The sequence below is a fragment of the Candidatus Zymogenaceae bacterium genome (assembly GCA_016931225.1).
GTDB lineage: Bacteria > Desulfobacterota > Zymogenia > Zymogenales > Zymogenaceae > JAFGFE01.
In genome coordinates this window covers 1-12,159 of sequence record JAFGFE010000044.1, presented here as the reverse complement: position 1 = coordinate 12,159, position 12,159 = coordinate 1, and the positions used below count along the sequence as shown (strand labels likewise).

The 12,159-nt window shown below is 48.8% G+C and carries 8 protein-coding genes; 1 reads left to right on the top strand and 7 read right to left on the bottom strand.

Annotated elements, in window-relative coordinates; all coding sequences use genetic code 11:
• Positions 1 to 137 precede the first annotated feature (137 nt).
• The 7 genes from JW885_16570 to JW885_16540 form a co-directional block, all read right to left on the bottom strand.
• On the bottom strand, positions 138 to 1,052 hold the full coding sequence (locus JW885_16570; protein ID MBN1883778.1) for a HEAT repeat domain-containing protein: 915 nt from the start codon (positions 1,050 to 1,052) through the stop codon (positions 138 to 140).
• A 125-nt stretch (positions 1,053 to 1,177) separates the two neighbouring features.
• Complete coding sequence (locus JW885_16565; protein MBN1883777.1) at positions 1,178 to 2,251, bottom strand: hypothetical protein; 1,074 nt, start codon at positions 2,249 to 2,251, stop codon at positions 1,178 to 1,180.
• Between the two features lie 51 nt (positions 2,252 to 2,302).
• Positions 2,303 to 4,654 (bottom strand): hypothetical protein, encoded by a 2,352-nt coding sequence (locus JW885_16560; protein ID MBN1883776.1) that lies wholly within the window; start codon positions 4,652 to 4,654, stop codon positions 2,303 to 2,305.
• A gap of 310 nt (positions 4,655 to 4,964) precedes the next feature.
• Positions 4,965 to 5,780, bottom strand: a complete 816-nt coding sequence (locus JW885_16555) for a HEAT repeat domain-containing protein (protein MBN1883775.1) — start codon at positions 5,778 to 5,780, stop codon at positions 4,965 to 4,967.
• Positions 5,781 to 5,860: 80 nt separating this feature from the next.
• On the bottom strand, positions 5,861 to 6,580 hold the full coding sequence (locus JW885_16550) for a rhomboid family intramembrane serine protease (GenBank protein MBN1883774.1): 720 nt from the start codon (positions 6,578 to 6,580) through the stop codon (positions 5,861 to 5,863).
• Positions 6,581 to 6,660: 80 nt separating this feature from the next.
• Positions 6,661 to 8,007, bottom strand: a complete 1,347-nt coding sequence (locus tag JW885_16545) for an amidohydrolase family protein (protein MBN1883773.1) — start codon at positions 8,005 to 8,007, stop codon at positions 6,661 to 6,663.
• A gap of 108 nt (positions 8,008 to 8,115) precedes the next feature.
• Positions 8,116 to 8,598: a pyridoxamine 5'-phosphate oxidase family protein gene (locus JW885_16540; GenBank protein ID MBN1883772.1), complete on the bottom strand. Its 483-nt coding sequence runs from the start codon at positions 8,596 to 8,598 to the stop codon at positions 8,116 to 8,118.
• Between the two features lie 417 nt (positions 8,599 to 9,015).
• On the opposite strand from JW885_16540, the gene JW885_16535 reads away from it, so the two are divergent.
• Positions 9,016 to 11,772 (top strand): PAS domain S-box protein, encoded by a 2,757-nt coding sequence (locus tag JW885_16535; GenBank protein ID MBN1883771.1) that lies wholly within the window; start codon positions 9,016 to 9,018, stop codon positions 11,770 to 11,772.
• The last annotated feature ends 387 nt before the right edge of the window (positions 11,773 to 12,159 follow it).

The window sequence follows — 12,159 nt, the reverse complement described above, 5'->3', positions numbered from 1 at the left end:
CGGGCGCTCCCTTCCCGACAACCGAAGTGCGGCGGCGGAAAGCCCATTCTTTCGCACCGAGACCGGAAGGAGAAGGGGCGACGGCGCATATCCGCGGCACGGCATTTCCGCGACCGACCCGGTTTTCATCACACCGACTACTCCACATCCAAAGACTCGCCCGGAAAGAATTCTCCTTCCACCAGCGGGTATACCACCTCGACGGGAAACATGTGCTCCGACGTCGTCGATTCCTCCCACCCCGAAGGCTCCGCCGGCACGGTCGGTCCATCCGCCTGTGGATTCGGCGCGTCCACCGGGGGGACGCTCTCCGGCTCGTCCGATGTCCGGGCGTCCAGCTCGTCGAGGGCACGGCCCGCCGTCTCCCGCACCCGTTCGTCCTCGTCGTTGAGGGCCGCCTCCAGCATGTAGCGGACGTCCTCGGTGGCGATATGCACAAGAATCTGGGCAGAGAAAATCCGCACATCCACATCGTCGTCGAACAGGGAGTTGGAGACGATATAGGCGATGAGGGGATCGTCCTCGGACCACAGGACGAAGAAGTAGTTCACCTGTTCGGCGACGTCGTCGTCATCGCACTCCTCCCCCCGGGGAGCGCCGTCGGGACAGCGGGAGGCGATCTTCACAAGCGACGACACCGCGTAGAACGACAGGTCGTAGTCCGCCTCGGTATCCACCGCACCCAACAGGGAATCGACCGAGTCGGGGCTCCTGATCTCTCCCAGGGCCCAGGCCGCGGCGTTTCGGACGTCGGAATCAGGATCGTGGAGCCGCACCTCCAATGCGTCCACGGCCCGGGGATCGCCCTCGTGCGCCAGGTTCCTGATGGCGTACTCCTTCACGGACGGGTCGTCCACGTCGAGCAGCTTCTGGTTCAGCTCCACCGGGTCCATCATCCCAACGACAATCACCCCCACCGCCGCAATCAGGACGACGATTATCAGGCAGCAGGAACAGCCCTTGATGCGGGGTTTATCCTCCACGATCAGCGGCGTGTTGGAAGCCCCCTTGCCCGAATAGGCGGGGGTGACGGAAAAATCATCGCGGCCCATCGTAACTCCATAATAATGCGTTAAAATAAGCCTCTATTATATATCATTTTTCTGGTTTTGGAAGAGGGGAATGAGGGGGGGTATTTTTAGGTGTCTGCTTCTTACTTATAAATCTGATACTTCTATTACTTTAATAGTGTTTTAAATTTTTCATCAAATCCTTCTGTTCTTAAATAATTTATTAAGTTTTTTGCTTCTTTTTGAATTCCTTCGTTTTCTGATTTCAATGTTGAGTCCAGTATTTTATATACATTATCCTGTACTATTAGCAGTGTTACAATATCTCGAGAATTCCTTAAAATTTCATCAAGACACTTCAATACGATACCCTCATTTTCATTAGCAACTTCAGCCAATACTTCAACTACTTCACGTATGTCATCAATCTTGTCAGATGCCTTTATTGCATTCAACAGACTATTAAACACCCACTCAGAATCCTCATCATTAAAAAACTGTTTTGAACAAAACCACCAACCAAAAGAACCGGTTTCTAGGCTATATTGATAATCTTCATCTCCTTGAATTCTTTCTTGTATCTTTTTTGCTCTCCAAACCCAAAGTTTTTTTAGTCTCTGGATTATATTCCTAGATGCCTTTTCTTTTAAATGCCACAAACTTAAGCCTATAAAACTTATTGCATTTTTTCTTATTTTGTCATTTGCTATCTCCCAAAAATTTATAAACAGATTGTCCTCTAAAACAATCTTCCCATGCCAATAGAAATACATTATGTGTTTTACCAATTTATCTATAAATGGAGAGTCTTCAGAACTAGTTTGAAGGTAGTTTGGAATAATTGAGATAGCTCTTTTATACTCTTCTTTAAGTATTTCAAAAACTTCAAAATATGGTGGTGAAAACTTTATGTACCCATTCCAAGCAGCTCTCCATAAAATCTCATCATCCTTATTGAATATTCTTTTAAGGTTGTTTTTCGCCCAGTAAGGATCAATACGTACTATCCAACCAAATTCTTGACCTATAACGGATTGAATAATTAAAGAACCTTTATGCTCAAACTTTAGATACTTTTCAATGTAATCTTTTACTTCAATAACAGACTCGAAACTTAGATCATTTTCGTTTTTAATATTTTTAGATAGTAAATCATTTCTCATAACCCAGCGGGCATACTCAAACATTGAATGCATTGCTATCCCCTCAGTGACATTAATTGAAGATGTCACAAGGTCCATTATTCTTTCGTCTATCAATTTTTCATTTACATTTGCTGAATCCTCCTTTTCTTAAACTAAGGTTGTTATTATCCTCCAAACAATATCACGAAATTCCATAGGAATAGGAAATATGCAATTTGATTTTAATCCAGATTCAATAAGTCTAATAGCTTCTTTCTTCGCCCAATTCCAATCATTATCCTCGTGAAATCTTTTACTCTGTGAAAGAATATCAGGATCGTGTTTTTGAGATATGCTCTCCAATAAAACTAAAACAGTGGACCAATTAAATTTTATCTCACCTTTGATGTCATCTTTACTTTTTTTAAAATATTCATTGAATCCACGAATAAAACCAATTAAATAAATAGGGAATCTCAAATCAATTAGAATCTTTGCGTCTTTTGAAAATTGATATGTATCGATAAGAACCATTTCCGTGATTTCATTTCTCAAGCCTTCAGGTGAGGGTTCACTCCAAAAATCCCTTTCTCCAAAATCAACATCATTCAAATATTCAACCAGCTGTGGAGTTGTAAACTTTAACAAATCTTCAGCATTTTTTGGACTTCTTTCATCAATAAATCCTGAATCCGAATAAAATCTGAAAGTTGGGTGTAGAGATTTACCATACTTATCAATAAGATCTACATATTTCTTTTCTCGTTCTTCATTTAGATATTTCTCTATTAAGACAAATTTGTCACGCTGCCACGTCTCTTTATATTCAATAAAATCATTTTCTGTTGCTTCTTCATTCCACCTTTCTCTTCTTTTTCTCCTATATGTTTCATAGTCACACGGACCTGACTCAATCCAATCAAATACTACAAGTTTTTGTTGGCCATTCAATTTACCAAAATATCTTTCTAAAAGACGTGAATATTCATGATGACACTCATTATCATCAAATAACTCTTTATTTAATATGTTCTCAAGTAACAAAGATCCTGCTAAATCAGGATTTTCATATAAGAGATGCAAGTTGATTCTTATAAAAATCACATTATCTTTTAAATTGAAATAGTTATAGATATCCTCAAAAGATTTTTTTCCTATCTCAATACAATACTCAGCCATATCTCGAACCGTTTCAACTAGAAAATTCCCAATTTCTTCTGAAAAATTCTGATCACTCTCCTCGATAGTTTCTCTATGAAAATATATTGGTGATTCAATGTATTTAATTAGTTTATTTGTGAAAAGCTCAATAGCTTGGATATCAGCTATTTCAACTAGCGATTTGTGTATTAGACGTAATGTTTTTTGATATATAAAATCTTCACATTTTGCAGTTATTTTTAATTTATTATCAAGTTTTCTCTTTTGTTCAATATCTTCACTATCCCCTTCAATTGTTATCCCAAAAAGACTTTTCACTAATTTTAAAGTCGTATCTTTTACTCCTAAAGAGCAAAGATGGTTTATTAATTCACCATATCCATAAGGTAACGCATAACCAATGTATTTAGTTTTATTTATCCATTCTTCCTCTCTCTTTGCTATTCTTTCTGCATATTTTGCATTCATTTTTAAAGCTGCTTCAATAAAATCTTTATGAATAAATTCATTGTTTGTTTCTGGTATTACTTCAACTATGATTTCGCATATTTTTTCTGGAATTTTTTGCGCCACTCTAGCTAAGTAACCCGATGCTTTCCATAATGCTCTTTCACCAATAATAGGTGGATATTGGAAGTACTTTATAAAGTCCTTAAATTTCAACCATTCTGGGTTCTCGCATTTTTCAAAGAAATAGTTAAGAGCCATCAAAGTATTTGGGATTTTCTCCCTCAATATTGTCAAGTCAATTTCATTTGGATTCTCTTTCTTCAAGATTTCATCAATCCTTTTAAAAAAAATCTTTTCATAATGTTCCTCAAATATTCTAATAAGTTCAATTAATAGATACTCAAATTTCTCAATTATTTCTTTGAATTCACTATCATAATATCTAGGTGGAAGTTGAGAATTTCTATGAGCATATTTATGCAAACCTTTGTCTGTAAAACTTAACCACAATCTTTCTAATACATCATTATCAATATCGTAAATCTCCAAAATATCTTTTATTTTTTGTTTCTTAGAGTATTTACTTTTTTCATCAGCATCTTGTACTAATAGTTCCAATTCCTTTTCTAATAAATCATTGTCAATACCATGAGTATTTAAAATATCACTTAACTGCTGCTTCTTTGTATTGTCACTTGTTTTAACAGTATCAGGAATTAATAGGTCGATTATATTTCCTTCTATCTCTCTTGCTAAATGAGCTACAACATGTGTTTTTGTCTCTATCTCGATTTCATCACCCAACAACTTACATAAATCAAGATAAAACATCGCTGACTGCCTACCGACATATCTATACAGACCTTCAAAAATTTTGTTTTGTGTACTATTTTGAAATATGAATGTCATTTCTTTTCCATCGTTTCTAAAATACATACATGAACATGAATAATATACTTATTTTACTATAAAATCAAACTACAACCATACTAATGCAAATACCGCTTCCCGTCCCTCGTAATCACCTCCACCCTCCCCTTTGTGGGGTCTTTGGTCAAAAGCCTCACCAGGCCGCCTCCCGTCGGTCCCACGATGCCCCCCTCCGGCGGCGGACAGGCACCTCCCGGCGGGTCCCTCCGTTACCTTTTAACAGAACGGCAACGGGGTGTACATCTGCATCGTGGTGTTTTCGCGGCCGGCCCACCTTCCATCACACCGATTACTCTATATACAGAGGTAGCCTCGGGATGTATTCCTCTTCCAACAGTGGGTATATCGTATCGTCTGGATACAGATACTCAGGCTTTGTTGACGGGGGCGGTCCCAGCCCATCCAGAGCCATGTCCACCGCCTCCCGCACCCGCTCATCCTCGTCTTCCCGGGCCGCCTCCAGCATATATCGGACATTTTCAGTGGCAACACTCACCAGGATCTGTGCGGCAAGAATCCGCACATTCACATCATCATCGAACAGGGATTCGCAGATGATATAATCGACGTGGGATATCATGCACCCGTGTAAACATATTTCAGCCACCTCTACGGCGGCGGTGTCATCCCTGCATTTTTCACCTCGGGGAGCGCCGTCGGGACAGCGGGTGGCGATCGAAAGAAGCGATCTCACCGCATAGTACGACAGTTCGTCGTCCATCCCGTGCTTCACTACCTTCCGCAGCGGATCTATCCCGTCGTGACTCCCGATCTCACCCAGGGCCCAGGCGGCCCTGCACCGAATGCCCGCATTCGGGTGACCAAGCTCCTTTTTCAGGGCGTCCACTGCCCGGGAATTACCCTCCCGCGCCAGGTTCCTGATGGCATATTCCTTCACCTCCTGATTGTTCACGGTGATCAGCATCAGGTTCAGCGTTACCGGGTCCATCACCAGTTGGGCATATATCACCATACCACCCACCAAGGCCAGGAGTATCAGGAAACAGGCGCACCCCCGGCGGGATTTTTCCTCCACGATAAGCTGTCCGCTCGGGATCTCCTCGCCGGAATAGGCGGGAGTGACGGCAAAATCATCGCGGCCCATGACAACTCCATATCATCGCGTTGAAAATGAGTTTCAAATATATATTTCCCCCGGTTTTGAAAGGGAGGGAGACCGCCCCATCAATGCAAATACCGCTTCCCGTCCCTCGTAATCACCTCCACCCTCCCCTTGGTGGGGTCCTTGGTCAAGAGCCTCGCCAGGCCGCCCCCCGCCAGTCCCACGATAAATCCCCCCACGTGGGCCCAGAAGGCCACGCCGCCCGAGGCCGCGTCCGCACCGATGGAGGCCACGCCGGAAAAGATCTGGATGAGAAACCATATCCCCAGAAAGACCACCGCCGGTATCTCCATCAGCCGGATAAAATAGATGAGGATCACCACGCTTGTCACCCGCGCCTTGGGGTAGAGGACGAAATAGGCCCCCATGACGCCGGCGATGGCGCCGCTGGCCCCGATGGTGGGGACGGCCGAATGCGGGTCCGACACCACGTGCAGCAGGCTCGCGCCCAGCCCCGATGCCAGGTAGAAAATCAGATAGAGGAAATGCCCCATCCGGTCCTCCACGTTGTCCCCGAATATCCACAGAAACAGCATGTTCCCGATGATGTGGAGCCACCCGCCGTGGAGGAACATCGAGGTGAAGAAGGGTAGGATCGTATATTGGGGGCCGTAGAGGCCGGAGGTGACGGTTTCGGGCACCACGCCGTAGTAGAAGACGAAGGTATCCAATCCCTTGCCCAGGGCCAGCTCATAGAAGAACGCCGCGATGTTTATGGCGATAAGAACATAGGTGACGAACGGGGTCTTCTCTGCCGGTACGTTGTCTCTCAAAGGTATCATAATGTGTTTCTATCTATAATCATATATAATGTGGTTTGTTGACTTACCCATCCCCGCCCCCCCCTCCCCCAACCCTATGGCTACCTCCCGCCCCGGAGCTTTTCTATCTTCCCGATGGGTCGGTACCGGGGATGCTCGATGACGTCCCCCCGGACCACCACCATCCGGGGTTGCATGAGGCAGCGGATATCGCTTGTGGGGTCGCCGTCCAGCACCACAAGATCCGCGGATTTCCCCGCCCGGATCGACCCGGTCACGTCATCGACGCCGATGATCCGGGCGGTGTCTATGGTGGCCCGGTGGATGACCTCCCGGTGGGTCATTCCGGCGATCGCCATGAAGTGAAACAGCTCTTTTACCGTGTCGTACTGGGGGGTCAGGGGCGACCCGGCGTCGGTACCCACGCCGATTTTCACCCCGGCGGCGTAGGCCTTCCTGAACCCGGCGATCACCTCCTCCCGGATGCGCCAGGCGTTTTCGTATTGCACACGACTCAGGCCCGACGCCTCGGGGGCCGCCTCCGTGATGTTCATGACCACCGTGAGGGTGGGAATGAGGGCGCTGTATCCCCTGAGGCTGTTGGGATTATCCAAAAACAGCTCGATGTGCTCGTCGGTCAACTCCGCCCCGTGCTCGATGGTATCCACCCCCGCCTCCAGGGCCTCCATCACGCCGTGTGCGCTCTCGGCGTGGGCCGCCACCAGCAGCCCCGCCCGGTGTGCCTCGTCACAGACCGCGGCGATCTCCTCCGGGGTCATGTGTGGGCGGCCCGCCTCCCCGGGCCTTTTTGCGTCGGTCACGCCGCCGGTGCTGGTGATCTTGATGAAATCGACGTCATCTGCGATGGCCAGCCGGACCGCTTTTCGAAATTCCCAGGGTGAATCCGCCACCCTGCCGAACACCTCCCCGCCGTGGCCGCCCGAGGCGCAGAGGATCGGGCCGGCGGTGAGTATCCGGGGGCCCCTGTCTTTCCCCGCGTCGATGCGTGTCCTGACAGTGATGTCATACAGACACGGATCCCCCACCGCCCGAATGGTCGTCACGCCGCTTGCCAGGGCGGTACGCACGTTTCTTTTCATCATGGCCGTGGCGGCGATTTTTCCGGGGAACGATCTGAGAAACCGGGCCAGCCGTCTTCGCTGCCTCGATGTGCTGAAGGATCTCGGCTTTCCGTCCCCAATGGTGTGGACGTGGGCGTTGATGAGTCCGGGGATGATGTACGTCCCCGAGCAGTCTATGACCCGGGCGCGGGGGGGTATTTTTACCTGATCCCTCCGGTCGACGGCCGTGATGACGCCGTTACGACCGCCGATGCCGCTTTCCTCGGAGTGTTCAATGAGTATCGTTGCGTTCGGAGAAACGGCGGATTCCAGATGACCGTCGATGACGTTGGCGCCGACAAGAGCGATGGGAAAAGTGCGGTTCATTATTTGTTACCATGCAACATACATGATAGTATATAATTATATTCGACCCAGGGGAAACTATACCACCAACAACGTCTGTTTACAACCGTGTCGTGGCGCTGTTTCCCCTCAGCAGTTGTCCATTTTCCCGGTCATGGAATCGATATCTATCCTGACGACGGCGGTGGCCTCCACTGTCCCGTCGGGAAAGACAATGTCATCGGGCGATCTCTCGGGCGAGAGGTGCCGGACGATGGTTTTGAGGGCGTCGATCTTCCGGGCCGGGTCATCAAGGATCGAAGCGACTCCGAAGCCGATGACCGAGCGATAGGCCATGGAAAACCCGCAGTGATTATCCGGCTTGACGGGCGGGATAACCGCCACATCCACCTCCGCCTCAAAGCAGACCCTGGGGTGGTGTTTCAGGATTTCCATCTTCCACCCCTCGTGGCCTGAGTGTATGAACAGTGCGGCCTTGCCGTCGTACCCGAAGTTCACCGGGACTATATATGGAGTTCGACCGTCGAAAAGCCCAAGGCGCAGCACCACCGCCCGGGTCAGAACATCCCTGATCCCGGCGGGATCGGTTATCTCCCGTTCTTTCTTTCGCATGAGTATCAGTCTCCCGTTAAAAACTGGTTAAAATGGCGGTTTTTTTGATGACACATCTTTGGTGATTGTATCATGACAACGTATAAAAAAGGGGGGGGACATCCCACACGGGCCCGAATCCGAGAAAAGAGTACGCGAACGGAATATCGATCGACCTTCGATAATAACCTGATTTTATATTGTAAAGTGTAATATTTTGCTTACATATTATATACAAAATAATTCTTTTTACAGGATAATGTGTGCTATAATATACAATTATTCTTTTGCGGGAGTTTGCCAGCACCGGAATTCGGCGGTGCGAACCATCTAAACAGCGACGTTGAATCGACAGGAATGAGTTACATGTTCGATCGGAAAAAATTTCAATCTCCACAGCCCATGATGCGTTCAGTATCACTCAATAATGACCTTCTAATGACGGTCGTCCTGGGGGGATTGGGCGCCCTGTTGAGTTACTTCAGCGTCGAGATTCCCAACACCGAGGTATTCTTTGATATCCGGCAGGCGTTTGGATTTATTGCCTTCGCCCTTCTCTCCCGCTGGTGGCTGGCGCTTGTGGTTGCGATGATCATCTCCGCCAGCGGATTTCACCAGGTATCCCTCGCCACGGCCTTCTTCGGGAATCTCCTCTATCTGATACCCACCCTCGTGGTCGTCCGCCTGGTCCACGGCCGCTTCCTTGCCCGCCTGACAAATCTCTCGGCCTACGGCGTGGGCTGGTTTTTGCTGGTAATCTTCTGCTACCAGGCATTCACCACACCGTTCATATGGAGTGTCCTTGCCGTACTTCGGGATATACCCATTTTCCCGATGATCCTTGAGGGCTGGAGGGATCAGCCGTTTTTCATCGAATCTCTGCTGGTCGGCGTTATCTCCGCCTTGGCGATGGCGGCGATCAAGGCCCACCGGGCCCTCCTCCGAAGCCGTCGGGAGCTGATCACCACGCTGGACTCCATCGGCGACGGCGTGATCGTCACCGACTTTGAGGGACGAATCATCCGCATAAACCCGGTGGCGCAAAAGCTCTGCGGCGTTTCCCTCGAGGAAGCCATCGGAAGCCCCCTGATCGATGTGTTTTACATCGTCAACACCCGGACGATGGAGCCGGTGGAAAATCCGGTGCATACGGTGCTCGAAAAGGGTGTTACCGTGGGGCTGGCGAATCACACAAGCCTTATCTCAAAAGACGGAACCGTCAGACAGATAGCCGACAGTGCTGCGCCCATTCGCCTTGAGGGAAATCAGCCAATCGGCACCGTGATGGTCTTTCGAGACGTCACCGATGAATATGAAACCAGGGAGATGCTCGAACTTTCCCGGAACATTATCGAGCGAAGCCCCGTGGTGGCGTTCATATGGAAAAACCTGGAGGGATGGCCGGTGGAATACGTCTCCGAAAACGTGAATCGAATGTTCGGGTATACCGCCGGAGATTTTACAAGCGGCGCCGTCGCCTATTCTGAAATTATTCATCCCGACGACATCGACCGGGTAACGGAGGAGGTAAATACAGCCACAGCCAACCCGAACGCGGATTCGATCACACACCAGCCCTATCGCCTCATCACCCGTACGGATGAGATTAAATGGGTGCGGGACCTGACACGCATCCGCCTGGATACGGATGGGAGCGTCACCGGATTCGACGGGATTCTTATTGACATCACCGAGCTGAAACAGGCGGAACAGAAATACCTCGATCTGTTCAACACATCAATAGACATAGTCTTTATCTCCTCGGTGGACGGGAGATTTTTGGATATCAATCCGGCGGCGGAGGAGATTTTCGGACTGACCCGGGATGAGCTTCTCTCCACAAAGATTGAGGATATCGTATATTTTTATCCGGAGGACCGGGAGAAACTCCGAAAGAGCATCGAGCGCGACGGATTTGTAAAAAACTACCCGCTTACCATGAAAAAGAGCGACGGCACCCCCATCGACAGTATTTTAAGCGCGGTGGCGGTCCGAGCGCCCGATGGAAGAATCGTTGCCTACCAGGGGATCAGCAAGGATATCTCGAAGCTGAGAAAAACCCAGGAGCAACTCTTCCGCGTCCAGAAGATGGAGGCCATCGGTACGCTGGCCGGCGGCATCGCCCACGATTTTAACAACATCCTGGCGACGATCCTGGGATATGCGTCGTTTTTGAAAACGAAAACGACCGGGGATGATACCGTCCAAAAGGGACTCGACGCCATAGAAAAGTCATCGGTCCGGGCGGCGGAGCTGACCTCCCAGCTTTTATCATACACGAGAAAGAGGTCCAAGGAGATCACGACGATAGACCTGAACCGGGTCGTCAAAGATGTGTATCAACTCGTTTCCAAGACCCTGGAAAAATCAATCGCACTGCACCTTAACCTGGACAGCGACATTCCCAATGTGGAGGGGGACGAATCCCAATTATACCAGGTGATTATGAATATCTGCGTCAACGCCCAGGCGGCGATGACGAAAGGCGGGACGTTTACCATCGAGACCGGGACAAAACGCTTCGATCACCCCGTCGAAAAGGATCTTTTCACCATCAAAGAGGGATTGTACGTCAGCATGCGGTGCACGGACACCGGAACGGGCATGGACAGGGACACGCTGCTGAGGGTGTTCGAGCCCTATTTCACCACGAGGGGAAAGAGCGGCGGCTCGGGGTTGGGCATGAGCGTCGTCTTCGGCATCGTCAAGGGCCACGGAGGCTATATTGAAATCGAAAGCGAACTAGGAAAGGGAACATCCGTGACCGTTCTGCTGCCCGCGTCGGAAAAGCATGCCGATCTCTTCTCGGACCAGGCGGCCGAGATCACCGGGGGAAGCGAGACGATCATGATCATCGACGATGAGGAGGATATCCTCTCCATGACCACGAACATCCTGAGCGACTACGGCTATACCGTCCACGCTTTCAATTCCGGGAAAAAAGGTATCGGGGCCTATGCCGACACCAAAGCGGACCTGGTGATACTGGATCTGAAGATGCCGGACATGGACGGGCGGGAGGTGTTCTCCGAGCTGAAGAAGATCGATCCGGACGTGACGGTGCTGTTTTCCACCGGATACGCGGGGCCGGACCTGCACCGGGAAATGCGGCAGATGGGCGCCCGGGGATACCTGGAAAAGCCGTTCGTGATCAAAAAGCTCCTTGGGAAGGTGCGGGAGGTGTTGGACGGGTGAGGGGGTGGATTGTGGGGGAGGTGACCAAAGGGATGGGAGGTGCTTTATTTAAAAAAACACGCAAACCATAGCTTTACTCTTCCGAGATCGACTCAAAAAAAGCACTACGGGAATGGGAAATGTCTGATAAATTGGAGTAAGTTACTCCAAAATCACTAATATTTCTTATATATTCATCTTTATCAGAAAAATATATATAAAAATCATCAAACTCATCAACTGCTTCCCTAAAGGCTTCATTAAAAATGTTATTAGTATTATTAGCAAGGTATTCTCTGTTTGTAATGTGCGGTAGTCACAAGTTGCGTTGACAGTTTGCCTTCCTGTGAGATGGTTCTACTATACTACGCCACGCTCTCCTCGGCTACCGTTTCTTCATACACAAAT

What these genes read in the sequence shown, in the direction of transcription:
- JW885_16560 (MBN1883776.1), bottom strand. Translation starts at nt 4,654, where the DNA reads ATGACATTCATATTTCAAAATAGTACACAAAACAAAATTTTTGAAGGT.
- JW885_16540 (MBN1883772.1), bottom strand. Translation starts at nt 8,598, where the DNA reads ATGCGAAAGAAAGAACGGGAGATAACCGATCCCGCCGGGATCAGGGAT.
- JW885_16570 (MBN1883778.1), bottom strand. Translation starts at nt 1,052, where the DNA reads ATGGGCCGCGATGATTTTTCCGTCACCCCCGCCTATTCGGGCAAGGGG.
- JW885_16565 (MBN1883777.1), bottom strand. Translation starts at nt 2,251, where the DNA reads ATGGACCTTGTGACATCTTCAATTAATGTCACTGAGGGGATAGCAATG.
- JW885_16545 (MBN1883773.1), bottom strand. Translation starts at nt 8,007, where the DNA reads ATGAACCGCACTTTTCCCATCGCTCTTGTCGGCGCCAACGTCATCGAC.
- JW885_16550 (MBN1883774.1), bottom strand. Translation starts at nt 6,580, where the DNA reads ATGATACCTTTGAGAGACAACGTACCGGCAGAGAAGACCCCGTTCGTC.
- JW885_16535 (MBN1883771.1), top strand. Translation starts at nt 9,016, where the DNA reads ATGACGGTCGTCCTGGGGGGATTGGGCGCCCTGTTGAGTTACTTCAGC.
- JW885_16555 (MBN1883775.1), bottom strand. Translation starts at nt 5,780, where the DNA reads ATGGGCCGCGATGATTTTGCCGTCACTCCCGCCTATTCCGGCGAGGAG.